Source organism: Halorubrum sodomense (assembly GCF_900111935.1).
GTDB lineage: Archaea > Halobacteriota > Halobacteria > Halobacteriales > Haloferacaceae > Halorubrum > Halorubrum sodomense.
In genome coordinates, this window is record NZ_FOYN01000002.1 from 112,948 (window position 1) to 138,198 (window position 25,251).

Consider the following 25,251-nt stretch of genomic DNA (forward strand, 5'->3'; position numbering starts at 1 on the left):
GGTCGTCGCCGCCTCCCGCGACCGGTCGTCCGCTCGCGGACGGGGTTCGTCGCCCGGACGCGCCCGGGGTATTATCACGGTCCCCGTGGATCGCGGCCGTATGAGCAGCGACAACACGGACCGCGAGACGGAGGCGCACGATCCGGCTCCCCCCGTGACGTTCGGTCCGCTGAAGCGGGCGCTCCGCGAACACCGGTACCCGGTGACGACGGCGGAACTGATAGAGCAGTACGGCGCCGCGGAACTCGAGACGCCGACGGCGACCGAGCGGCTCGACGACGTCCTCGAAGGGTGCGAGCGGACGCAGTTCCGGAAGCCGTCGGAAGTCCGCGGAGCGATCCTCGACGCGCTCGGCTACGACGACGCGTCCCCGGAGGCGGCCGGAGAGGAGTGGACCCGACTCCCGCGGTGACGCCGCGGCGGGGTCCCGGCGCCGTCCCGCTCGGCAGCGCGGTCCCGATCAGTCGTCGTCGCTCTCGGCTTCCTCGACGATCCGAGCGGTGCGCTCCTGCGCGCGGTCGATGAACTCCTGCGGGAGCTCGTCTATCTCGCCGGCCTGAACGCCCCAGAGGTGCGCGTACAGCCCGTCGTTCTCGAGCAGCTCGTCGTGCGTACCGCGCTCGGCGATCCTCCCGCCCTCCAACACGAGGATCGTGTCCGCGTCCTTGATAGTCGAGAGCCGGTGGGCGATCGCGAACGTCGTCCGGTCCGCGGTGAGCCGGTCGAGCGAGCGCTGGATCAGCATCTCCGTCTCCGTGTCGACGTCGGAGGTCGCCTCGTCGAGGATGAGGATGTCCGGGTCCTTCAGCACGGCCCGCGCGATGGTGACGCGCTGGCGCTGGCCGCCGGAGAGCTTCACGCCGCGCTCGCCCACCATCGTGTCGTAGCCGTCCGGGAGGTTCTCGATGAAGTCGTGGGCCTCGGCGGCCTCGGCGGCCTCGCGGACCTCCTCGTCGGTCGCGTCGAAGGTGCCGTACGTGATGTTCTCGCGGACGGTGCCGTAGAACAGGTACGACGACTGCCCGACGTAGCCGATCGACCGGCGGAGCGATCTGAGCGTCACGTCGCTGACGTTCTGTCCGTCGATCTCGATCGCGCCCTCGTCCACGTCGTACATCCGGAGCAGCAGCTTGAGTACCGTGGACTTCCCGGCGCCGGTCGGCCCCACGAGGGCGAGCGTCTCTCCGCCCTCGACCGAGAAGTCGACGTTCTCGATGATCGTCTCCTCGTCGTAGCCGAAGGAGACGTCGTCGTACACCACGTCGCCGTTGCCGACCGTGAGGTCCTCGGCGCCCGGGTCCTCGGCGAGCCGCGAGGGCTCGTCCATCAGTCCGAAGATCCGCGCGGAGGAGGCGCGGGCGCGCTGGTACATGTTGATGATCTGCCCGAACTGCGCCATCGGCCAGATGAACCGCTGGGTGTAGAGGATGAAGACGACGAACATCCCGACCGAGAGCTCGCCCGTGAACGGTCCCGGCGGCGTCTCCTGGAACACCCAGAGGCCGCCGACGATGAACGTGAGCACGAAGCCGATGCCGGCGAGCACGCGGAGCGCCGGGAAGAACTTGATCCGGGTGGTGATCGCGTCCCAGTTGGCGTCGAAGTAGTCCATCGAGACGTCGTCGACGCGGTCGGACTCGTACCGCTCCGTGTTCGACGACTTGATCACCTGAATGCCGCCGAGGTTGTTCTCCAGCCGGGAGTTCATCTTCCCGACCGACGAGCGCACCTCGGCGTACTTCGGCTGGATGATCCTGATGAACAGGAAGGTGAATCCGCCGATGATCGGGACCGGCAGCAGCGCGACTAAGGCGAGCTGCCAGTTGATCCAGAACAGCAGGACGCCGATGCCGAGCACCATCACCGACAGGCGGAACAGGGAGTTCATCCCGTCGTTCAGGAACCGTTCGAGCCGGTTCACGTCGTTCGAGAGGATGGACATCATCTCCCCGGTCTGCTTGTCCGAGAAGAACTCCATGTTGAGCCGCTGCATCTTGTCGTAGGTGTCCGTCCGCACGTCGTGCTGGATGTTCTGCGCGAAGGCGTTGAACCCCCAGTTGCGGATCCAGTGGAACCCCGCCCCGAGACCGAACGCCGTTCCGATGACGGCGATGGTGAACCAGAACTGCGCCGCCTGCTCCGTCGGGAGCCACGCGTCCGGCAGCAGTACGAGCGGGATCTGCTCGCTGAACAGGGCGTCCTCGTAGAACACGGCGTCGATGGCGATCCCGAGCATGAGCGGCGGCAGGAGGTCGAGCAGCCGCGCGAAGATGCTCGCGAACACTCCCACCGTCACCTGCGGGACGTAGTCGCGGCCGTATTCGACGAACAGCCGCTTCATCGGATTCTCGATCTTGTCCCGCTGCTCCTCGAACGGATCGTCTTCCTCCCATTCGACGCCACTCATCACACGTTCGTATCGGGCAGGGCGGCAAATAGGTTTCCTTCGAACCGAAATACATCGGCAGAAAACGCCGGTAACGACCCGGCGTTCGGGTGGTTTCGTCCTCGATGCCCCCGACCGACGGCGCGGCCACCCCGGTCCCTCCGGTCTCCGCCCGGCGCGCGACGCTTTTGGACGCGGTCGGCGGCGGCCTCGAACACGCGACCGCTCGACGGCCTCGAACCCGCGACCGCTCGACGAACTCAGAGTTCGCGTCGCTCGACCTCGGAGTCGATTCCGGCCTCGTCGAGGTCCTCCCGGATGCGTCGGCGGAGCGGATCCGGCACGTCGTCGCGTGGCACCGGGACCGCCGTTCCGCCCTCGTCGTCGTCGGTCGGGACGGACCAGTAGAGGACGCGGGGCGTCTCGGCGTAGAACTCCACCGCGAACCGGTCGCGGCCGCCCTCGTAGTGGACGCGGGCGGCCGCGCCCTCCGCGCGCCACCCCTCCTGTCTGACCAAGGCGGCGATCGGATCTCGCATGGCCGCGCTCGGGGGCGCGGACACATGTGGGTGTCGGCCGCGGGCCGGTCCCGGACGGCGTCTTCCGTCCGTCCCTCGCATCGACACCGGTTTACAACCGCCGCCCCGACGACTCGCCATGTCTCTTCGCGTCACGTTCCTCGGGACGGGCGGCGCCGTCCCGACCGTCGAGCGCGCGGCGAGCGCCGTCTTCGTCAACCGCGAGGGCGACCGCTTCCTCTTCGACTGCGGCGAGGGCACCCAGCGCGAGATGATGCGCAGCGGCACGGGGTTCGCCGTCGACCGCGTGTTCGTCTCGCACCTCCACGGCGACCACGTCCTCGGGATCCCCGGCCTCGTCCAGACGCTCGGATTCAACGACCGTACCGACCCGCTGACGGTCCACTGCCCGCCGGGAACCGGCGACCACCTCCGCGACCTGGTCCACGCGGCCGGGCACGACCCGGCGTTCCCGGTCCGGATCGAACCGGTCTCCCCCGGCGAGGTCGCGTACGACGCCGACGAGTACGCGGTGCGCGCCTTCGAGACCGAACACCGAACGGTATCGCAGGGGTACGTCCTGGAGGAGGACGACCGACCCGGACGGTTCGACCGCCCGAAGGCGGAGGAGCTCGGCGTCCCCGTCGGTCCGAAGTTCGGCCGGCTCCACGAGGGCGAGCCGGTCGAGGCCGAGGACGGGACGATCGTCGAGCCGGAGCAGGTCGTCGGCCCGCCGCGTCCGGGCCGCAAGCTGGTGTATACCGCGGACACGCGGCCGCGAGAGACCACTGTCGAGGCCGCGGAGGACGCCGACCTGCTCATCCACGACGCCACCTTCGCCGACGACATGGCCGACCGCGCCCGCGACACGGCCCACTCGACCGGCCGCGAGGCGGGGTCGATAGCGGCCCGTGCGAACGCGAAGCGGCTCGCCTTGGTCCACATCTCCTCGCGCTACGCGGCCGACGCGCGGCCGATCCGCCGCGACGCCCGCGAGGCGTTCGACGGCGAGTGTCTCCTGCCCGACGACGGCGACCTGATCGAGGTGCCGTTCCCCGACGCGGACTGAGACGGTCGCGGCTCGGGCATCGATTCCACAGTTGCGTCCGCCGAAGCCCCAGTCGCTCGGCTGTACGATACCGTTTCTGCTTATAAACACCCACTCGACACGAACACTGCCGAAGCCCCAGTCGCGACGGCTCGCGCGGCTCGCTTCAGTCCTCGTCGCTCGCTTCGCTCGCTCCTGCGGTCCTTGCTTCGCCGTGCTTCGCCCTCGCGACTGCCCCTTCGAGTCCCGCCCGACGGCGACCGCACCACCGGAAGACGGTCCTGCTCGCTCACTGCGTTCGCTGCGCGGGCTGCGACTTCCGTACTCCCGCTCGCTCCCTCCGGTCGCTCGCGGGACCGCACCTCACGCCTCCCCAGCCTCGTCGCTCGCTCGGGCTCCCTTCGGTCGCCGTTCGCTCGCGACTCCCTCGCACGCGCTCCTCGCGCCTTTAAAAAGCGCTCGTCGGCACGCGCCACCGCCCCGTCTCGTCCCCTCGTCGGCTCCTCGTTTCATGCGGCTACGATCCATGTGATCGTTCCACTCGAAACGAAGCCCGCGTGTGGCTGACGAGCGTCTGACGCGAGCGAAGTCGTTTCGTCGACCGATCTCCGCGAATCGAAAGAACACCACGTAGAGCTCCTCGAGCGGGCGTTTCGTTCCACTTTCACCGCGGTCACGAGCGTTTTAATACGGTGAGGAACCAACCGTCGTACGCCTCCCACCGAAACAAGACCGGAGGCGGAGACACCCCATGAGCGAACTGCGACAGGAAGCGGAAGCGATAGCGGAACAGTTCTCGGACCACACCGACGTCGACCCCGACGACGTCGAGGAGCGGCTTGCGACGCTCGTCGACGAGTACCGCGTGCCGCTCGACGAGGCGAGCCGGAGCGTCACCAACAGCTACCTCGAAGACGCCGGCATGGAGCGCGACGAGCTCGGCCGCGGCGGCAGCGAGGAGGTCCTCGTCAACGACATCGACGAGGACGAACAGTGGGTCGACCTGCGAGTGAAGCTGGTCGACCTCTGGGAGCCGCGCAGCGACTCCATCTCCCAGGTCGGCCTGCTCGGGGACGAGTCGGGCACGATCAAGTTTGTCGCCTTCGAGACCTCAGACCTCCCCGAGCTGACGGAGGGGCAGGCGTACGAGCTCTCGAACGTCGTCACCGACGAGTACGAGGGGAGCTACTCGGTGAAGCTCAACCGGACGACCGGTATCACCGAGATCGACGAGGCGATCGAGGTCGGCGACGACGCCGACACCGTGGAGGGCGCCCTCGTGGACATCCAGTCCGGGTCCGGGCTGATCAAGCGCTGCCCCGAGGACGACTGTACGCGCGTCCTCCAGAACGGGCGCTGCTCGGAACACGGCCAGGTCGAGGGCGAGTTCGACCTCCGGATCAAGGGCGTCCTCGACGACGGCGAGACCGTTACCGAGGTCATCTTCGACCGCGAGGCCACCGAGGACCTCACCGGGATGACCCTCGAGGAGGCCAAGGACATGGCGATGGACGCGCTCGACACCACCGTCGTCGCCGAGGAGATGGGCGAGGACGTGCTCGGGCGCTACTACCGCGTCACCGGCCCCACCTTCGGCCGGTACGTCCTGGTCGACGAGATGGAGGACCCCGGGACGGTCGACGTTGAAAGCGCGCTGATCGAAGCGAGGTCGATCTGATATGAGCGGGTCAGCCCCCACCCGAGAGGTCGCCCGGCGCGTGTTCGCCACCGAGTTCAACGACGCCGGCTACACGTTCACCGAGTCCGACGACGAGCGCGCTCCCGTCTACGCGCTGCTGCCGACGGGCGAGTCCTCGAACCGCGTGTTCTTCGTGGGCACGCTCACGGAGAAGGAGGACGTCGGCGACGACAGCGAGTACTGGCGCGGCCGCATCGTCGACCCGACGGGCACGTTCTTCGTGTACGCCGGCCAGTACCAGCCGGAAGCCGCTTCCAAGCTCCGGGACCTGGAGCCCCCGGCGTACGTCGCAGTCGTGGGGAAACCCCGGACCTACGAGACCGACGACGGCACGGTCCGGGTCTCCGTCCGCCCCGAGTCGATCACCGAGGTCGACGCCGCCACCCGCGACCGCTGGGTCGCGGAGACCGCCCGCCGCACCGTCGAGCGCGTCGCCGCGTTCGACGACGAGGGCAACGAGTACGCGCGCATGGCCCGCGAGGAGTACGACCTGGACCCCCAGACGTACAAGGCCGCCGCGCTGTCGGCGTTGGAGGACCTCGACGAGAGCGACGACGAGCTCGCGGGCGACGGGTCGGCGGACGGCGACCCCCCGTCCGACGACGCCACCTCCGACGAGACGGATCCGGCGGGAGCGCCGGAGCCCTGACGCGGTCGGGAGCGCCGGAGCCCTGACGCGGTCGGGACGCTCCGACCCGTCGAACGGGGCGTTCGGCCTTGCGACCGTCTGACAAACACTTAAGTAATCCGCGGAACGAACGGTCCGGTGATGGGCAATAAGAACAAGACGATCTCGTTCCGCGTCAACGAGGACGCGTTCGAGACGCTCCGCGACATCGCCGAGGAGCGGGACATCTCGCTGTCGGCGGTGTTCCGCGACTACGTGGATATGCTCGTTGCCCACGACGGTCAGGTCCGAGTCGTTCCGGAGAGCGGACCGGGCGGCGCCGGCGACGAGTCGTTCCCCCCGAAGATCGAGGTCCCGAAGAGCTTCGTCCGCGAGCACGAGCGGCTGGAACTCGAGGCCGAACACCTCCGCGAGCAGCTCGAAGAGCACAAGCGGTACGTCAACTACCTCCGCGAACAGCTGGAGGACGGCGACGACGAGGTGATCCAGCTCGAGGACCTCGACGGCGAGCCGGACAAGCCCTCCTTCCGACTCGGATAGCGCCTCGAACGCCCCGATTTCGTCGTTCTACGCCCGCCCGCCGAGCCGCGGTGCCGCGGATCGCGGTTCATGCTCCCCGCTTCCCGGAGACGAACCGTCGCGCGAAAACCTTCCTGTTCGTTCGTTACTGACCCTCGAAACGCCCATCCTGACGAAAATATTGCCGAACTGCTCGGAGATTGTTCAGAAACGTTCGATTCTCTCCCCGTCTGATGGACGGTTTCTCAGCGCGGAGCCGCTATTTCTGCGCATACTAAATTATTTACGAAAACGATATTACCCGGGCGGTGGACGGATCGCACATGCGAAGGTGGGTCCGACCGTGAGCGTATTCGACAGGGCGTACGACGATACGGTTCGCGTCCTCGACGAGGACGGGGACGTCGTCGGCGACGTTCCCGACCTCGACGACGAGTCGCTCGTCGAGATGTACAGGCACATGCGGCTGGCGCGTCACTTCGACGGCCGCGCGGTGAGCCTCCAACGGCAGGGACGGATGGGGACGTACCCCCCGCTCTCCGGGCAGGAGGGCGCCCAGATCGGGTCGGCGTACGCGCTCGACGCGGACGATTGGATGGTTCCGTCGTACCGCGAGCACGGCGCCGCCTTAGTACACGGGCTCCCGCTGAAACAGACGCTGCTCTACTGGATGGGCCACGAGGACGGCAACAACGCGCCGCCCGACGTCAACGTGTTCCCCGTCGCCGTCCCCATCGCGTCGCAGGTGCCCCACGCGACGGGCGCCGCGTGGGCCTCGAAGCTCCGCGGCGAGGACGACGCGTTCATCTGTTACTTCGGGGACGGCGCGACGAGCGAGGGGGACTTCCACGAGGGAGTCAACTTCGCCGGCGTGTTCGACACGCCGACCGTCTTCTTCTGTAACAACAACCAGTGGGCCATCTCCGTCCCCCGCGAGCGGCAGACGCGGAGCGCGACGCTGGCGCAGAAGGCGGAGGCGTACGGTATCGACGGCGTTCAGGTCGACGGGATGGACCCGCTGGCGGTGTACAGCGTCACGACGGCCGCGGTAGAGAAGGCGCGCGACCCCGACGCCGACCGGCCGCGGCCGACGCTCATCGAGGCGGTCCAGTACCGGTTCGGCGCGCACACGACCGCCGACGACCCGACCGTCTACCGCGACGACGAGGAGGTCGAGCGCTGGAAGCGGAAGGACCCGATCGACCGGCTGGAGTCGTACCTCCGCGACGAGGGGGTCCTCGACGAGGAGCGCGTCGCCGAGATCGAGTCGTCGGTCGAGGCGCAGGTCGCGGACGCGATAGACGCCGCGGAGTCGATGGCGCGTCCCGACCCGCGGGAGCTGTTCGAACACGTCTACGCGGAGCTTCCGCCCGAACTGGAACGACAGTACGAGGAGTTCGCCGCGCTGCGAGACGAACGCGGCGACGCCGCGTTTCTGGAGGACTGAATGACCGACACACAGAACCTCACGCTGGTACAGGCCGTCCGAGACGGATTGCACGCCGAACTGCGCGAGGACGACGACGTGGTCGTGATGGGCCAAGACGTCGGCAAGAACGGCGGCGTCTTCCGCGCGACCGAGGGGCTGTTCGACGAGTTCGGCGGCGACCGAGTGATCGACACGCCGCTCGCCGAGTCCGGGATCGTCGGCACCGCGGTCGGGATGGCCGCGATGGGGATGCGACCGGTCCCGGAGATCCAGTTCTCCGGGTTCATGTACCCCGGCTTCGACCAGATCGTCTCGCACATGGCGCGGTTCCGAACCCGCAGCCGCGGGCGGTTCACGCTCCCGATGACGCTGCGGGCCCCCTACGGCGGCGGCATCCGCGCGCCGGAGCACCACTCCGAGTCGAAGGAGGCGTTCTACGCCCACGAGGCGGGGCTGAAGGTGGTGATCCCCTCGACGCCGTACGAGGCGAAAGGATTACTCGCGGCGTCGATCCGCGACCCCGACCCGGTGATCTTCCTCGAGCCGAAGCTGATCTACCGGGCGTTCCGCGAGGAGGTCCCCGAGGAGCCGTACACGGTTCCCATCGGGGAGGCGGCCACGCGCCGCGAGGGGGACGACGTCGCCGTGTTCACCTACGGTGCGATGACCCGCCCCACGCTGGAGGCCGCCGAGACGCTCGGCGAGGAGGGGATCGAGTGCGAGGTCGTCGACCTCCGGACGATATCGCCGCTCGACCGCGAGGCGATAGTCGAGGCGTTCGAGAAGACGGGCCGCGGGGTCGTCGTCCACGAGGCGCCGAAGACCGGTGGGCTCGCGGGCGAGATCACGGCGATCCTCCAGGAGGAGGCGCTGCTGTACCAGGAGGCGCCGATCGGCCGCGTCACCGGGTTCGACGTGCCGTACCCGCTGTACGCGCTGGAGGACTACTACCTCCCGTCGGCGGCGCGCATCGAGGACGGAATCCTGGAGGCGGTCGAGTTTTAAGATGACCGCCGGAGATACACCTATGACCGATGCGAGCCGAAACGTGACCGCCGAGCGTCGACGCGCGACCGTCGAGGAGGGCGATCGATGACGATCAAGGAGTTCAAGCTCCCCGACGTCGGCGAGGGCGTCGCGGAGGGCGAACTGGTCTCGTGGCTGGTCGCGCCCGGCGACCGCGTCGAGGAGGACCAGCCCGTCGCCGAGGTCGAGACCGACAAGGCGCTCGTCGAGGTGCCGTCGAGCTACGACGGGACCGTCGAGGAGCTGTTCGCCGAGGAGGGGGAGATGGTCCCCGTCGGCGACGTGATCATCTCGTTCCGCGTGGACGAGGAGGGCGATGCCGAGGCGGGCGCCAGCGACGACGCCGACTCGGCCGCAGCGTCCGATTCCGAGCCGGACGCGACCGCAGACGAGGCGGACGCGAGCGCGGGCGACACCGCCCCGGACGCGGAACCCGCCGCAGAGTCCGAACCTGACACGCCCTCCGGACGAACCTTCGCGCCGCCGTCGGCCCGCCGGCTCGCCCGCGAGCTGGGCGTCGACGTCGCCGCGGTCGACGGGAGCGGTCCCGGCGGTCGCGTGACCGAGGCCGACGTGCGGGCGCACGCCGAGGGCGGGGCCGCCGCGAGCGGCGGGGGCTCCGACGGCGACGCGCCGACGCCGCGGCCCGCGCCGACCGACACCGGATCGGGCGAGCGGAAGTCCGCGGTCAGCAAGCGGGGCTCCGCCGACTCCGCGGCCGGCGCTGGCGGCGATGCCCCCGAGCCGGCGGGCCGTGAGACGACGCTCGCGACGCCCGCGACGCGGAAGGTCGCGCGCGAGCGCGACGTGGACCTCGACGACGTGCCGACCGACGAGACCCGCGACGGCGAGGCGTTCGTCACGGCCGAGGCCGTGAACGCCTACGCGGACGCGCTGGAGTCGCCGGCAGAGCCGACGGCGGAGCCGGAACCGGTCGACGCGGAGCCGGCCGACGCGGAGGCGACCCCGGAGCCCGCCGCGACGGCCGCGGCCGCCGCCTCGGGGACCGCGTCGACCGAGCGCGACGGCGACGAGACGGTCCCTTACCGCGGCGTCAGGCGCACTATCGGGAAGCAGATGGAGCGGTCGAAGTTCACGGCGCCGCACGTCACCCACCACGACACCGCCGAGGTCGACGCGCTCGTGGAGGCCCGCGAGGAGCTGAAGCCGAAGGCCGAGGCGAGGGGCGTGAAGCTCACCTACATGCCGTTCGTGATGAAGGCCATCGTCGCCGGGCTGAAGGCGCATCCGTACCTCAACAGCGAGCTCCGCGAGGACGAGGAGGAGATCGTGTTGAGGCGCGAGTACAACCTCGGGATCGCGGTCGCGACCGACGCCGGCCTGATGGTCCCCGTCGTCGACGACGTCGACGAGAAGGGGCTCTTCGAGCTGGCCGACGAGGTGAACGACCTCGCCGCCCGCGCCCGCGAGCGGAAGCTGAAGCCCGACGAGATGAAGGGCGGCACGTTCACCATCACCAACTTCGGCGCCATCGGCGGCGAGTACGCCACGCCGATCATCAACTACCCCGAGACCGCGATCTTGGGGCTCGGCGCCATCGAGGAGCGCCCCGTCGTGCGCGAGGGGGCCGACGGGGACAGTGAGGTCGTCCCCGCGCCGACGCTGCCGCTCTCGCTGTCGATCGACCACCGGGTCGTCGACGGCGCGATCGCGGCCGAGTTCGCGAACACCGTCATGGAACAGCTTGAACACCCGCTGTTGCTACTCACCGAATAATGGTCGTCGGAGACGTCACCACGGGAACGGAGGTACTGGTCATCGGCGCGGGGCCGGGCGGCTACGTCGCCGCCATCCGCGCCGCACAGAAGGGGCTCGACACGACGCTGGTCGAGAAGGACGCCTACGGGGGCGCCTGTCTCAACCGCGGCTGTATCCCCTCGAAGGCGCTGATCACCGGCAGCGGGCTCGCCCACGAGGCGGGCAACGCGGAGTTCATGGGCGTCCACGCGGACCCCGCCGTCGACATGGGAAAGATGGTCGAGTGGAAAGACGGCGTCGTCGACGGGCTGACGAGCGGCGTCGAGAAGCTCTGTAAGGCGAACGGCGTGAACCTGGTCGCCGGGACCGCCTCGTTCACCGGCGAGAACACCGTCCGCGTCGCACACGGCGGCGAGGGGCAGGGCTCCGAGACGCTCTCGTTCGAACACGCGGTCGTCGCGACCGGCTCGCGGCCGGTCCAGATCCCCGGCTTCGACTTCGCCGAGGACCACGTCTGGAGCTCCGCCGAGGCGCTCGACGCCGAGACCGTTCCGGACCGGCTCGGGGTCGTCGGCGGCGGCTACATCGGGATGGAGCTGGCGACCACCTACGCGAAGCTCGGCGCCGACGTGACGGTCGTCGAGATGCTCGACGACATCCTCGACCCCTACGAGGACGACGTGAAGCGGATCGTCCGCAAGCGCGCCGAGGAGCTGGGCGTCGAGTTCCACTTCGGCGAGGGCGCGAGCGAGTGGTCGGAGGCGCCGGACGGCGGCTACCTGCTCCACACGGAGACGGAGGCGGGAGATGAGTCGACGTACGGCGTCGATAGGATCCTCGTCGCGGTCGGCCGCCAGCCCGTTACCGACGGGCTCGACCCGGGTGCGGCCGGGATCGAGACGGACGACCGCGGCTTCGTCGAGACGGACGACCGCACCCGCACGGCGGTCGAACACATTCACGCCGTCGGTGACGTCGCGGGCGATCCGATGCTCGCGCACGCGGCCTCGAACGAGGGGATCGTCGCCGCCGAGGTGATCGCGGGCGAACCGGCCGCCCTCGACCGGCAGGCCGTTCCGGCCGCGGTGTTCACGGACCCCGAGATCGGCACGGTCGGGATGACCGAGGCCGACGCCGAGGACGCCGGATTCGACCCCGTCGTCGGGCAGATGCCGTTCAACGCCTCCGGGCGGGCGATGACGACCGGCCACACCGAGGGGTTCGTCCGGATCGTCGCCGACGAGGAGGCCGGATTCGTGCTCGGCGCGCAGATCGTCGGCCCCGAGGCGTCGGAGCTGATCGCCGAGGTCGCGCTCGCGATCGAGATGGGCGCGACGCTCGAGGACGTGGCCGCCACCGTCCACACCCACCCGACGCTCGCGGAGGCCGTGATGGAGGCCGCCGAGAACGCGCGCGGACAGGCCATACACACGCTGAACCGCTGACCGCGCTCGACCCTTCCGTGGCTGAACCGCCGACCGCGTTCGACCCCTCCGTGTTCCGTGCGGCCGCGATCTTCCTCCTGCCGAGGTCCCGCGACGAAGCGAAGCGATGCGCCGCCGAGTCCCTGAATGTGACTCTCACTCACGACGGTCGAACTGTCGAAAAGACGACTCGTCGCCGCCGGCAGGGGACACTTACCGCGCGGTAAACCTCTCGGAGCGCCGCTGCGGTCCCTGTTGTCGACTTCGCGAATCCACAAATAGAAATTCATTATTTCGATAGAAACTCTCTGTTATAACGATGATTCTCTTCTCGAAGTAGACAATATTATCTGCGACGAGGGGCGACCATTTCTTGATGGCTAGTAACACCCAAGAGTGGTGGCCGGATCAGTTGGATCTGGAGCTGCTCGACCAGAACTCCGCCGACATCGGTCCGTACGACGAGGAGTTCGACTACGCGGCGGCGTTCGAGGAGCTCGACCTCGAGGCGGTCAAGTCCGACCTCGAGGACGTGATGACCGACTCGAAGGAGTGGTGGCCCGCCGACTACGGGCACTACGGTCCGCTGTTCATCCGGATGGCGTGGCACAGCGCCGGCACGTACCGCTCGCTCGACGGGCGCGGCGGTGCGGCCGGCGGACACCAGCGACTTCCCCCGATCAGCAGCTGGCCGGACAACGTGAACCTCGACAAGGCCCGGCGGCTGCTGGAGCCGGTCAAGACGAAGTACGGGAGCAAGCTCTCGTGGGCGGACCTCATCGTGCTCGCCGGCAACGTCGCCCTCGAGTCGATGGGCTTCGAGACGTTCGGCTTCGCGGGCGGCCGCGAGGACGACTTCCGGGGCGACGACTCGGTCGACTGGGGGCCCGAAAGCGAGTTCGAGACGACCTCCCCCGACCGCTTCGACGAGAACGGCGACCTCAAGGCGCCGCTCGGCAACACCGTGATGGGCCTCATCTACGTCAACCCCGAGGGGCCGAACGGCGAGCCGGACCTCGAGGGCTCCGCGAAGAACATCCGCCAGTCGTTCAGCCGCATGGCGATGAACGACAAGGAGACCGTCGCGCTCATCGCCGGCGGCCACACGTTCGGGAAGGTCCACGGCGCCGACGACGGCGACAACCTCGGTCCCGAACCCGAGGACGCCCCTATCGACCTCCAGGGCCTCGGCTGGGACAACGAGTTCGGCGAGGGGAAAGGCCCCGACGCGATCACCAGCGGTATCGAGGGGCCGTGGAACGCCACCCCGACCGTCTGGGACATGAGCTACGTCAACAACCTGCTCACCTACGACTGGGAGCCGGAGAAGGGCCCCGGCGGCGCGTGGCAGTGGACCACGAAGAACGACGAGCTCGACGACGCCGCGCCCGGCGTCGCGGACCCCTCCGACAAGGAGGACGTCATGATGCTCACGACGGACGTCGCCCTGAAGCACGATGACGACTTCCGGGCCGTCTTAGAGGAGTTCCGCGACGACCCCGACGAGTTCCAGGAGACGTTCGCGAAGGCGTGGTACAAGCTCATCCACCGCGACATGGGCCCGCCGGAGCGCTTCCTCGGCCCCGAGGTCCCGGAGGAGACGATGATCTGGCAGGATCCCCTGCCGGAGGCCGACTACGAGACGATCGGCGACGCGGAAGCCGCCGATCTCAAAGGGGCGCTCCTCGACTCCGAGCTGTCGACCGGCGAGCTCGTCGAGACCGCGTGGGCGGCGGCGTCCACCTACCGCGACAGCGACAAGCGCGGCGGCGCCAACGGCGCCCGGATCCGCCTCGAACCCCAGCGGAGCTGGGAGGCCAACGAGCCCGAGCAGCTCGCCGACGTCCTCTCGACGCTCGAAGCGATCCAGTCCGAGTTCAACGAGTCGCGCGCCGACGACGTCCGCGTCTCGCTCGCCGACCTCATCGTGCTGGGCGGGACCGCGGCCGTCGAGCAGGCCGCGGCCGACGCGGGCCACGACGTCGAAGTGCCGTTCGCGCCCGGCCGCGTCGACGCGACCGCCGAGCAGACGGACGTCGACTCCTTCGAGGCGCTCAAACCGAAGGCCGACGGGTTCCGCAACTACCTCGGTGACACCGACGAGGACGTCGAGGACCTGATGGTCGACAAGGCGGACCTGCTGAACCTGACCGCCAGCGAGATGACCGTGCTGGCGGGCGGCCTGCGCGCGCTCGGCGCGACCTACGGCGACCGCACGGCGTTCACGGACGAGCCCGGGACGCTGACGAACGACTTCTTCGCCAACCTGCTCGACATGGAGTACGAGTGGGACGAGGTCACCGACGCCGAGGACCTCTACGAGGTCCGCGACCGCGACACCGGCGAGGTCGCGTGGGAGGCGACGCGCGCCGACCTCGTCTTCGGGTCGAACGCGCGGCTCCGCACCATCGCGGACGTGTACGCCAGCGACGAGGAGAAGTTCGTCGAGGACTTCGCTGCGGTCTGGAGCGAGGTCATGACGCTCGACCGCTTCGACCTCGACTGACGGTCGTCGCCGCGGTCGGTTTTCTTTTTGCGTCGCTCGGGACCGATTCCCGTGGCCGTCCGTTCGTCACCCGTCTGTCGCTGGTCGCTCAGGGACGTCTCCCGGTCCGTCAGCGCTGCCTAGCGTCCGGCCTGTAGCGCGACGCCGGAGTACCGGCTATCGCCGCGAGCGACAGATTCTATATCGCGACATGAGATTTACCACGCCAGTTCAGCTCGGACTCCCCGGCTGACCGAACGTTCGTCTTTCCCGTCCGATCCGCGGTCTCGGCGGCGATCGACCGGCTTTTTTCCCGCCGGACCCTCGCTCGCGACATGGCCGACGAGTTCGACCCGGAGAAGTTCGAGGACAAGTACGCGCACTACTTCAACGAGCTCCAGCGGGCGTACAAGAACGCCTTCGAGCAGATGAACGACCGGTACGACTCGGAGCTGATCCACGGCATCGATCAGACCGTGCTCAACGAGTCGGAACCGTTCTACGAGGACGGCGAGTTCCGCGTCGAACTTCCGGAGAACCCCCGCGAGCGCATCCGCGGCGCCGTCGCGGTCGACGACGAGACGTTCGAGGAGACGCTCGACGAGTACGTCGAGCGGATCGAGTCCGAGCTGTACCGCACCCTCGGTGTCGATCGCCCGGAGTGACGGGGCGACGTCGCGGCCCGTATCCGCCCGAACCAAAGGCATAAGCCCGCCGCCCGCCAACTCGCGGGCATGAGCACGGACACCGACGCGGCTGACGCGGAAAACGAACTCCGCGAGCGGATCACGAACTTCCTGCGGCGCAACTTCCCGCAGATCCAGATGCACGGCGGGAGCGCCGCCATCGCCCACCTCGACCGCGAGAAGGGCGAGGTGACGGTCCAGCTCGGCGGCGCCTGTTCCGGCTGCGGTATCTCCCCGATGACGATCCAGGCGATCAAGTCCCGGATGGTCAAGGAGATACCCGAGATCGAGACGGTCCACGCCGACACCGGCGCGGCCGCCGGCGCCGACGGGGACCTCGGCGGCACCAGCAGCGGCGGCGGGATGTCCCCCTCCTTCCCCGGCGAGACGACCGACGACGACGGCGGCGACGACGAAGGCCCCCAGGCTCCGTTCTAAGTCGGTTCGAACCGCGACCTTCTCCTCTCTCGTTCCGCGAGTCGCATCGCCGTTCGTCGATAGGCGACCGTGTTCGCGGGTCACCCGCATCGTAACGACTCTTTCGTGGTTCCTCTTGTGACTCCCCGCTAGCGCTGATTGAACTGTATATCGCTATACCGAATTCGGATCGCCGGGCTCGGTCGAGGCGACTGAAGCCTTTTTCTCCCCGGCAGCCGTGGGGAGTTGCTATGTACCATCGCGAGGTCGAACCCACGGCGGAGTACGTCGCGCGGTTCGAGACGGGCGCCGACTGGCGCGAGGAGATCGAGAGCCTCGCCCGCGAGGAGGACATCGAGGCCGGCTGGTTCACGGCGCTCGGCGCGGTCCAGGACGCGGACGTCTGGTTCTACGACCAGGAGGAGACCGAGTACCGCTCGGTGACGTTCGACGAGCCGCTGGAGGTGGCCGCCTGCGTGGGCAACGTCTCGCTTTTGGAGGGCGACGTGTTCGCGCACACCCACGTCGTGCTCTCGCGGCCGAGCGGGCAGGCGCTCGCGGGCCACCTCGACTCGGCGACCGTCTGGGCCGGCGAGTGTCACCTGCGCGCGTTCGCCGAGCCGCTGGAGCGCTCCCACGACGAGGCCACGGACCTGGACCTGTGGCTGTGACCCGCCGACCGCGTCGCGCGGCCCCCACCGAGGCCCGATGAGACCGGACGACGAGCGCTACCTCGCGCGGATCGAAGAGCGCCTCGACGAGGCGTGGGACGTCGCGGAGGCGGCCAAAGAGCAGGGCCGGGACCCGGAGCCCGAGATCGAGATCCCGGTCGCCCGCGACATGGCCGACCGCGTCGAGAACATCCTCGGCATCGACGGCGTCGCGGAACGCGTCCGCGACCTGGAGGGGGAGATGTCCCGCGAGGAGGCGGCGCTGGAACTCGTCACCGACTTCGTCGACGGCAACGTGGGCGACTACGACTCCCGGGAGGGGAAGATCGAGGGGGCGGTCCGGACCGCCGTCGCGCTGCTCACCGAGGGCGTCGTCGCCGCGCCGATCGAGGGGATCGACCGCGTCGAACTGCTGGAGAACGACGACGGAACCGAGTTCGTCAACGTCTACTACGCCGGCCCGATCCGCTCGGCGGGCGGGACCGCCCAGGCGCTGTCCGTGCTCGTTGCCGACTACGCCCGGTCCCTGCTCGACGTCGACGAGTACAAGCCCCGCGACGTCGAGGTCGAGCGCTACGCCGAGGAGATCGCCCTCTACGACAAGGACACCGGGCTCCAGTACACGCCGAAGGACAAGGAGTCGAAGTTCATCGCGGAGCACATCCCGGTCATGCTCGACGGGGAGGCGACGAGCGACGAGGAGGTCTCGGGGTTCCGCGACCTCGAACGCGTCGACACCAACTCCGCGCGCGGCGGAATGTGCCTCGTCGCCGCCGAGGGGATCGCGCTGAAGGCCCCGAAGATCCAGCGGTACACCCGCGACCTCGAGGAGGTCGACTGGCCGTGGCTCCAGGACCTGATCGACGGGACGATCGGGAAGGACGGCGCGGCCGACGGCGACGCCGCGGAGGCCGAAGCGGCTGACGGAGACGACGCCGAAGGAGGCGACGGCGAATCGGACGGAGTGGAGGGCGAGTCCGGGACCGACGCCGAGCCCGAGGGACCGCTCCGGGCAGAGCCCTCCCAGAAGTTCCTCCGAGACCTTATCGCGGGTCGGCCCGTGTTCACGCACCCGAGCGAGGCGGGCGGGTTCCGGCTCCGGTACGGTCGCGCGCGAAACCACGGGTTCGCGACCGGCGGCGTCCACCCCGCGACGATGCACATCGTCGACGACTTCCTCGCGGCCGGCACGCAGATCAAGACGGAGCGGCCGGGCAAGGCCCACGGCGTCGTCCCCGTCGATTCCATCGAGGGACCGACGGTCCGCCTCGCGAACGGTGAGGTCCGCCGGATCGACGACCCCGAAGAGGCGAAGGCGGTCCGCAACGGGATCGAGGAGGTGCTCGACCTGGGTGAGTACCTCGTCAACTACGGGGAGTTCGTCGAGAACAACCACCCGCTCGCGCCCGCGTCGTACGCCCCCGAGTGGTGGGTTCAGGAGTTCGAGGCGGCCGGCGCGGACGTACAGGCCATGGGGGACGACCCCCACGTCGACCTCGAACGCCCCGCCGTCGAGGAGGCGCTCTCGTGGGCGCGCGAGTACGACTGTCCCCTCCACCCCGAGTACACGTACCTCTGGCACGACGTCTCGGTCGCGGCGTTCGCGACGCTCGCGGACGCGGTCGCCGCGGGCGACGTGGTCGAGGGCGTCCTCGCGGTCGAGCGCACCGACCCGGTTCAGGACGCGCTGGAGTCGCTGCTGGTCGAACACGCGGCGACGCCGGACGCGCTCCGGATCCCGACGTGGCGGCCGCTCGCGCGGTCGCTCGGGGTCGACGACGGGCTCCGGAAAGAGTGGGACGAGGGGGACCTCTCGGCGGCGGCCCGCGGCTACGCCGACGGCGAGAACGCGATCCGCGCGGTCAACGAGGTCGCCCCCTTCGAGGTCCGCGAGCGCGCCCCCACCAGAGTCGGCAACCGGATGGGTCGGCCGGAGAAGTCGGAGAGCCGCGATCTGTCCCCCGCGGTTCACACTCTGTTCCCGATCAACGAGGCGGGCGGTCCCCAGCGCGATGTCGCCGAGGCCGCGAACGTCATGGACGACACCGGCCACCGGGGGCGACACGAGCTCGAGGTGTCCGACCGCGTCTGCCCCGACTGCGGCGAGCACACCTACGCCGCCCTCTGTCCCGACTGCGAAACGCACACCGAGCCGTACTACGAGTGCGGCGACTGCGGCACCGTCTGCGAGCCCGACGAGGCCGGCCGCGTCGAGTGCCCGCGCTGCGAGTGGGAGGTGACGGCCGCGACCCGCCGGGAGGTCGACGTCAACGACGCGTACCGCTCCGCCCTCGAGAACGTCGGCGAGCGCGAGTCCGCCTTCGAGATCCTCAAGGGGGTCCAGGGGCTCACCTCGCGGAACAAGACGCCCGAGCCGATCGAGAAGGGCGTCCTCCGCGCGAAGAACGGCGTCACCTCGTTCAAGGACGGCACGGTCCGGTACGACATGACCGACCTCCCGGTCACCGCGGTCAAGCCCGCGGAGCTCGACGTCACCGCGGACCACTTCCGCGAGCTGGGGTACGAGACCGATATCGACGGCGAGCCGCTGCGCCACGACGACCAGGTGGTCGAGCTCCGGGTCCAGGACATCGTTCTCTCGGACGGCGCGGCCGAGCACATGCTGAAGACCGCCGACTTCGTCGACGACCTGCTCGAACAGTTCTACGGGCTCGACCGCTTCTACGAGGTGAACGAGCGCGACGACCTCGTCGGCGAGCTCGTCTTCGGGATGGCGCCCCACACGAGCGCGGCGACTGTCGGGAGAGTGGTAGGTTTCACCTCGGCCGCGGTCGGATACGCGCATCCGTACTTTCACGCCGCGAAACGTCGGAACTGCTTCCATCCGGAGACGAAGATCTGGTACGAGGACGAGACCGGTCAGCTACGATACGACGAAATCGAGGCGTTCGTCGAGACGTACCTCGATCGGTCCGACGTCGAGTTCGACGACTTCGGAACGGCTGTCGGCAAATTAGAAGACGTCGACGGTGACCTGCGCGTTCCGTCGTTGACCGCGGATGGCGATCGCGTCTCTCGTTCGGTAGAGGCAGTCAGCAAGCACGACGCACCGAACCACCTCGTGCGGGTTCGTACCGAGTCAGGTCGATCGATAACCGTCACTCCAGACCACGGGGTTCACGTGTACGACGACGAACGGGACGAGGTCGCCAGCAGAGAGGCGCGAGAACTCGACGCGAACGACAGGCTGGTGATCCCCGACTCGATCGGGTCCGACGACATCAGTCGGGACCCGCAGCGGTTCGACCTCCTCGCCGAGTTTGTCCGGTCTGACGCGGTTCCGACCGACCGCCTCATGATCAAGGGGCTGGACAAAGACCGGCTGTACGATCTCTTCGAGGACGCTTTCGCGGATGACTGGGACGGGCGGTTCTATCCCCTCCAGAGCATGACCGAAGTGTTCGAGACGAACAAAAAGACGCTGAGTAACTACCTATACCGGGAGAGCTTCCCTGTCTCGTATCTTCAGCAGTGTTTCTCCTCGCTCGACGAGATGCTCGCGTTCGTTCCGGACGACGTCACCCTCGGAATGAAACGCGATCGCACGGAGATCGATCGGTTCGTCGATCTCAACGAGCGCGTCGCGACGCTACTCGGCTACTACGCGGCGGAAGGGTTCGCCCGCGAACAGGAGACGCCGAAGGGGACGATCCACCAGACGACGATCTGCGGGACGGAAACGGAGGCGAGGGAGTTCTTCCTCAACGTTTTGCGAGAGGAGTTCGGGGTCGACCCGTACGAAGAGAATCACGCCAAAGTGACCGTCTCCGGTCGCCTGTTGCGTGCGTTCTTCGACTCGGTGCTCGACTCCGGTGTGTACGCACACACGAAGCGAGTCCCTGATCGGATCTTCGGTGCACCCGATGAGATCGTCGGAGCGTATCTGAGTGGCTACTTCAGCGGCGACGGCAGCGTGGATGACGGATCGCTCCGAATCACCGCGACGACGGTGAGCGAGGAGCTTCGAGAGGACTTGATCGGTCTCCTGCGGCGGCTCGACATTCACGCGACTGTCGACCGACCGAAGAGGGTCCAACTCCATGATAAGTTTCCCGAGTTCTACGACGAGAGCGATCCGCGGATGACCGCGCAGACGTACGTCCTTAGTGTCTCGTCACACGATGCCGTTCGGTTCTCTGAAATTGCCGGCTTCCACCTCTCTCGGAAGCGCGATCGGCTGATGGGGAACGTCTCGTCCGTCGAGCCGTACGCACCGAAGGTGTCGGACGGCGGATCCGGAGAATACCTTGTCGAGAACGTCGACGAAGTGGAGGTCGTCGAGAGCGACGTTGAGCACGTCTACTGCCTCACCGTCGAGGACACGCACTCTCTCGTCGCGAACGATCTGTCGGTCGATCAGTGTGACGGCGACGAGGACTGTGTGATGCTTCTCATGGACGGACTTCTCAACTTCTCGAAAGAATTTCTGCCGGACCAGCGCGGCGGGCGCATGGATGCACCCTTAGTGATGTCCTCTCGGATCGACCCCTCGGAGATCGACGACGAGGCGCACAACGTCGACATCGTGCGGGAGTACCCGCTGGAGCTGTACGAGGCGTCGCGGGAGCTGGCCGACCCGGAGGCGGTCGAGGAGCTGATCCAGACCGGGGAGGACACGCTTGGCACCGACGACGAGTACCACGGGTTCGACCACACGCACGACACGACGGACATCGCGATGGGGCCGGATCTCTCGGCGTACAAGACGCTCGGCGACATGATGGAGAAGATGGACGCGCAGCTGGAGCTGGCGCGGAAGCTGCGCGCGGTCGACGAGACGGACGTGGCCGAGCGCGTGATCGAGTACCACTTCCTGCCGGACATCATCGGCAACCTCCGGGCGTTCTCGCGCCAGGAGACGCGCTGTCTCGACTGCGGTGAGAAGTACCGCCGGATGCCGCTGACGGGCGAGTGCCGCGAGTGCGGCGGCCGGGTCAACCTCACGGTCCACGAGGGGTCGGTGAGCAAGTACGTCGACACCGCCATCGAGGTGGCGGAGCGGTTCGACTGCCGGCCCTACACGAAACAGCGGCTGAAGGTGTTAGAAGGGTCGCTGGAGTCGATATTCGAAGACGACACGAACAAGCAGTCCGGCATCGCCGACTTCATGTGACGACCGCGGCCGCGGGCCGGTCCCCGTGTCGCCGCGGCAGGGGGCTACGGCAGGGAGACCGCGGCGACGGGGTGGGTCTCCTTGTCACGGGAGGTCACGGGGAGTGGCCGGTGGTTGGGTTCCGACAACGTTCTCAGGGTGACTTCCAGACGGGTGTGCCTCTCGTCGGCGGGCTGGAAGCCGGTCGGTTGTTACGCTCTCGCACGGTTATCCGTTCGGCATGGTCTGTCAGACCGTTAAAGTTCGAGACCCGTCGCGGCGGCGCTCGCCCCCTCAGTCGTCGTCGCGTGCGTCCTCGACCACGCGCGTGAACTCGCGGGCGGTCTCGGTGATGGCCTCGTAGTCGCCGCGTTCGGCGGCGTCGTAGTCGACGAGCGCGCCGCCCGCGCCGACCGCGAACGCGCCCGCCTCAACGTAGTCGGCCGCGTTGTCGGGGCTCACGCCGCCGGTCGGCATCATCGGGATCTGCCCGAGCGGGCCCTTCATCGCGCCGAGGTGGTCCGGACCGACGGTCTTCGCGGGGAACACCTTCACGAAGTCGGCGCCGGCCTCGTAGCCGCGGACCGCCTCGGTCGGCGTCATCACGCCGGGCGCGCTGACGGCGCCGTAGCGGTTACACGTCTCGATCACGTCCTCGTGGAGGCTCGGGGAGACGACGAACTCCGCGCCCGCCATCAGGGTCGTCCTCGCCGTCTCGCTGTCGAGGACCGTCCCCGTGCCGACGACGACCTCGTCGTCGAAGGAGCCCGCGACCGCGCCGAGCTTCTCCGCGACGTCCGGCGTGTCGGCGGTGATCTCGACGGCGGTGACCCCGCCCTCGTACAGCGCCTCCGTGATCCCGATGAGCTGGTCGGCCTCGACCCCGCGCAGCACCGCGACGACCCCGCTGTCGACGAGCCGTGAGAGCGTCTCGTTCATACCCCCCGTTTCCCGAGTCGGTACTTAAAACCGCGCCGATGCTCGCGAACGCTCCCGGTGAGCGCGGGCGGCGTCGACCGCGGGACCGACCGTTCGACCGGTCGTCCCGTGACACCCGTCGACACGATCCCGTGACACCCGTCGACACGATTCCGTGACACCCGTCAATACGATCCCGTGACACCCGTCGACACGAAATCGGCGGGGATCGGGGGGTGATCCCCGGCGAAACGGCTACGACGAAACACTACCCTTTTGACCCTCCTTTCGGTAACACACGGTATAATGGGCCGACGCAAGAAGATCGTTCAGGAATGTGAGCGGCTGATGGACTCCCCGGAGAACATCCGGAACATCGCCATCGCCGCCCACGTCGACCACGGGAAGACGACGCTCTCCGACAACCTGCTGGCCGGCGCCGGCATGATCTCCCAGGACACCGCGGGCGAGCAGCTCGCGATGGACACGAAGGAGGACGAGCAGGAGCGGGGGATTACCATCGACGCGGCGAACGTCTCGATGACCCACGAGTACGAGGACACCAACCACCTCATCAACCTCATCGACACCCCGGGCCACGTGGACTTCGGGGGCGACGTCACCCGTGCGATGCGCGCGGTCGACGGCGCGCTGGTGGTCGTCGACGCCGTCGAGGGCGCGATGCCCCAGACGGAGACGGTGCTCCGGCAGGCGCTCCGCGAGGGCGTGAAGCCGACGCTGTTCATCAACAAGGTCGACCGCCTCATCTCGGAGCTTCAGGAGGGGCCACAGGAGATGCAAGAGCGGCTCCTCTCCGTCATCGCCGACGTCAACGAGCTCATCCGCGGGATGGCCGAGAACATGGACGACATCCCCGAGGACTGGACCGTCTCCGTCGAGGACGGGACGGTCGGGTTCGGCTCCGCGCTGTACAAGTGGGGCGTCTCGATGCCCTCGATGCAGCGGACCGGCATGGACTTCGCGGACATCATGGAGCTCGAGCAGAACGACGAGCGGCAGGAGCTCCACGAGCGCACGCCGCTGTCGGACGTCGTGCTCGACATGGTCTGCGAGCACTTCCCGAACCCGGTCGACGCGCAGCCTCGTCGCGTCCCGCGCATCTGGCGCGGTGACCCGGAGAGCGAGCTGGCCGACACGATGCGGATGGTCAACGAGGACGGCGAGGTCGTCTTCATGGTCACCGACATCTCCATGGACCCGCACGCGGGCGAGATCGCGACGGGCCGCGTCTTCTCCGGGACCTTAGAGAAGGGCCAGGAGCTGTACGTCTCCGGGACCGCCGGCAAGAACCGCATCCAGAGCGTCGGGCTCTTCATGGGATCGGAACGCGAGGAGGTGGACCGCGTCCCGGCGGGGAACATCGCGTCGGTCACCGGCCTCCGCGACGCCATCGCCGGCTCCACCGTCTCCTCCGTGGAGATGACGCCGTTCGAGTCGATCGAGCACATCTCCGAGCCGGTCATCACGAAGTCCGTCGAGGCCCAGAACATGGACGACCTGCCGAAGCTCATCGAGACGCTCCAGCAGGTCGCCAAGGAGGACCCGACGATCCAGATCGAGATCAACGAGGACACCGGCGAGCACCTCATCAGCGGCCAGGGCGAGCTCCACCTCGAAGTGATCACCCAGCGGATCCGCGACAATCAGGGCATCCCGGTCATCACCGGCGAACCGATCGTCGTGTTCCGCGAACAGCCCCAGGAGGCCTCCCGCGAGGTCGAGGGGCAGTCCCCGAACCGCCACAACAAGTTCTACCTCACCGTCGAGCCGATGGACCAGGACATCGTCGACGCCATCCAGCTCGGCGAGGTCTCGATGGACATGCCCGAACTGGAGCGCCGCGAGGCGCTGCAGGAGGCCGGCATGGACAAGGACACCTCGCAGAACGTCGAGGACATCCACCGGACCAACATCCTCATCGACGACACGAAGGGGATCCAGCACCTCAACGAGACGATGGAGCTCGTCTTGGAGGGGCTTCAGGAAGCGCTCGACGACGGTCCGCTGGCCGCCGAGCCGGTCCAGGGGTCGCTGTTCCGCCTCCACGACGCGAAGCTCCACGAGGACACCATCCACCGCGGGCCCGCGCAGGTCATCCCGGCGGTCCGCGACGCGGTCCACCGCGCGCTGATCGACGGCGAGGTCCGCCTGCTGGAGCCGATCCAGGACGTCCGCATCGACGTCCCCTCGGAGCACATGGGCGCCGCGTCCGGCGAGATCCAGGGCCGCCGCGGTCGCGTCGACGACATGTACCAGGAGGGCGACCTGATGGTCGTCGAGGGCATCGCGCCCGTCGAGGAGATGATCGGCTTCTCCTCCGACATCCGTTCGGCCACCGAGGGTCGGGCCTCGTGGAACACCGAGAACGCGGGCTTCCGCGTCCTCGTCGACAACCTCCAGCGCGAGAAGATCATGGAGATCCGCGAGCGCAAGGGGATGAAGCTGGAACTGCCGCAGTCGATCGACTACTTCTAAGTCGACGGCGCGGTCCGCGGTTTCGGCCGTTTCTCTCGCTCTTTTCCCGTTATTCTCTCGCCTTCTTCG

General features: G+C 68.3%; 18 protein-coding genes. 15 read left to right on the forward strand and 3 right to left on the reverse strand.

The features are described 5' to 3' along the window. The first annotated feature begins 100 nt into the window (after positions 1 to 100). Complete coding sequence (locus BM286_RS05555) at positions 101 to 412, forward strand: DUF5789 family protein (RefSeq protein WP_092920598.1); 312 nt, start codon at positions 101 to 103, stop codon at positions 410 to 412. A 48-nt stretch (positions 413 to 460) separates the two neighbouring features. Here the strand turns inward: BM286_RS05555 and BM286_RS05560 are convergent, their stop codons facing one another. Together BM286_RS05560 and BM286_RS05565 are read right to left on the reverse strand one after the other, a co-directional pair. Further along, the gene (locus BM286_RS05560) at positions 461 to 2,407 is read right to left on the reverse strand and encodes an ABC transporter ATP-binding protein (RefSeq protein ID WP_092920599.1); all 1,947 of its coding nucleotides are present in this window, start codon (positions 2,405 to 2,407) and stop codon (positions 461 to 463) included. A gap of 239 nt (positions 2,408 to 2,646) precedes the next feature. Beyond that, positions 2,647 to 2,925: a DUF7538 family protein gene (locus BM286_RS05565; RefSeq protein ID WP_092920600.1), complete on the reverse strand. Its 279-nt coding sequence runs from the start codon at positions 2,923 to 2,925 to the stop codon at positions 2,647 to 2,649. 118 nt (positions 2,926 to 3,043) lie between these two features. On the opposite strand from BM286_RS05565, the gene rnz reads away from it, so the two are divergent. The 13 genes from rnz to polC all read left to right on the forward strand — a co-directional run bounded on the left by rnz (position 3,044) and on the right by polC (position 21,789). Then, a complete protein-coding gene (gene rnz / locus BM286_RS05570) occupies positions 3,044 to 3,973 on the forward strand; it encodes a ribonuclease Z (protein ID WP_092920601.1) in 930 nt (309 codons plus the stop codon). A 730-nt stretch (positions 3,974 to 4,703) separates the two neighbouring features. Next, positions 4,704 to 5,630, forward strand: coding sequence for a replication factor A (locus BM286_RS05575; protein WP_092920602.1), 927 nt, complete (start codon positions 4,704 to 4,706; stop codon positions 5,628 to 5,630). 1 nt (position 5,631) lies between these two features. Continuing rightward, positions 5,632 to 6,300, forward strand: coding sequence for an RPA family protein (locus BM286_RS05580; protein ID WP_092920603.1), 669 nt, complete (start codon positions 5,632 to 5,634; stop codon positions 6,298 to 6,300). A gap of 120 nt (positions 6,301 to 6,420) precedes the next feature. Beyond that, positions 6,421 to 6,819: a CopG family transcriptional regulator gene (locus BM286_RS05585; RefSeq protein WP_092920604.1), complete on the forward strand. Its 399-nt coding sequence runs from the start codon at positions 6,421 to 6,423 to the stop codon at positions 6,817 to 6,819. A 322-nt stretch (positions 6,820 to 7,141) separates the two neighbouring features. Then, positions 7,142 to 8,245 carry a pyruvate dehydrogenase (acetyl-transferring) E1 component subunit alpha gene (gene pdhA / locus BM286_RS05590; RefSeq protein ID WP_092921307.1) on the forward strand — a complete coding sequence of 368 codons (1,104 nt, stop codon included), beginning with the start codon at positions 7,142 to 7,144 and terminating at the stop codon, positions 8,243 to 8,245. Beyond that, complete coding sequence (locus tag BM286_RS05595) at positions 8,246 to 9,232, forward strand: alpha-ketoacid dehydrogenase subunit beta (protein ID WP_092920605.1); 987 nt, start codon at positions 8,246 to 8,248, stop codon at positions 9,230 to 9,232. 87 nt (positions 9,233 to 9,319) lie between these two features. After that, entirely contained in the window at positions 9,320 to 10,990 is a 1,671-nt protein-coding gene (locus BM286_RS05600; protein WP_092920606.1) for a dihydrolipoamide acetyltransferase family protein, read from the forward strand. Then, positions 10,990 to 12,417 carry a dihydrolipoyl dehydrogenase gene (gene lpdA / locus BM286_RS05605; protein ID WP_092920607.1) on the forward strand — a complete coding sequence of 476 codons (1,428 nt, stop codon included), beginning with the start codon at positions 10,990 to 10,992 and terminating at the stop codon, positions 12,415 to 12,417. Before BM286_RS05600 ends, lpdA begins: the two co-directional genes overlap by 1 nt. A gap of 355 nt (positions 12,418 to 12,772) precedes the next feature. Then, positions 12,773 to 14,902 carry a catalase/peroxidase HPI gene (gene katG, locus BM286_RS05610; RefSeq protein ID WP_092920608.1) on the forward strand — a complete coding sequence of 710 codons (2,130 nt, stop codon included), beginning with the start codon at positions 12,773 to 12,775 and terminating at the stop codon, positions 14,900 to 14,902. Between the two features lie 314 nt (positions 14,903 to 15,216). After that, entirely contained in the window at positions 15,217 to 15,546 is a 330-nt protein-coding gene (locus BM286_RS05615; RefSeq protein WP_092920609.1) for a DUF5783 family protein, read from the forward strand. A 69-nt stretch (positions 15,547 to 15,615) separates the two neighbouring features. Next, positions 15,616 to 16,005 carry a NifU family protein gene (locus tag BM286_RS05620; RefSeq protein WP_007995326.1) on the forward strand — a complete coding sequence of 130 codons (390 nt, stop codon included), beginning with the start codon at positions 15,616 to 15,618 and terminating at the stop codon, positions 16,003 to 16,005. A gap of 230 nt (positions 16,006 to 16,235) precedes the next feature. Beyond that, a complete protein-coding gene (locus BM286_RS05625) occupies positions 16,236 to 16,655 on the forward strand; it encodes a PPC domain-containing DNA-binding protein (protein WP_092920610.1) in 420 nt (139 codons plus the stop codon). A 37-nt stretch (positions 16,656 to 16,692) separates the two neighbouring features. Next, positions 16,693 to 21,789: a DNA polymerase II large subunit gene (gene polC / locus BM286_RS05630; protein WP_092920611.1), complete on the forward strand. Its 5,097-nt coding sequence runs from the start codon at positions 16,693 to 16,695 to the stop codon at positions 21,787 to 21,789. Between the two features lie 273 nt (positions 21,790 to 22,062). Here the strand turns inward: polC and BM286_RS05635 are convergent, their stop codons facing one another. Beyond that, positions 22,063 to 22,707, reverse strand: coding sequence for a bifunctional 4-hydroxy-2-oxoglutarate aldolase/2-dehydro-3-deoxy-phosphogluconate aldolase (locus BM286_RS05635; RefSeq protein ID WP_092920612.1), 645 nt, complete (start codon positions 22,705 to 22,707; stop codon positions 22,063 to 22,065). A 285-nt stretch (positions 22,708 to 22,992) separates the two neighbouring features. Here BM286_RS05635 and BM286_RS05640 point away from each other — a divergent pair, with 285 nt between their 5' ends. Further along, positions 22,993 to 25,182 carry an elongation factor EF-2 gene (locus tag BM286_RS05640; protein ID WP_092920613.1) on the forward strand — a complete coding sequence of 730 codons (2,190 nt, stop codon included), beginning with the start codon at positions 22,993 to 22,995 and terminating at the stop codon, positions 25,180 to 25,182. Positions 25,183 to 25,251: the final 69 nt, after the last annotated feature.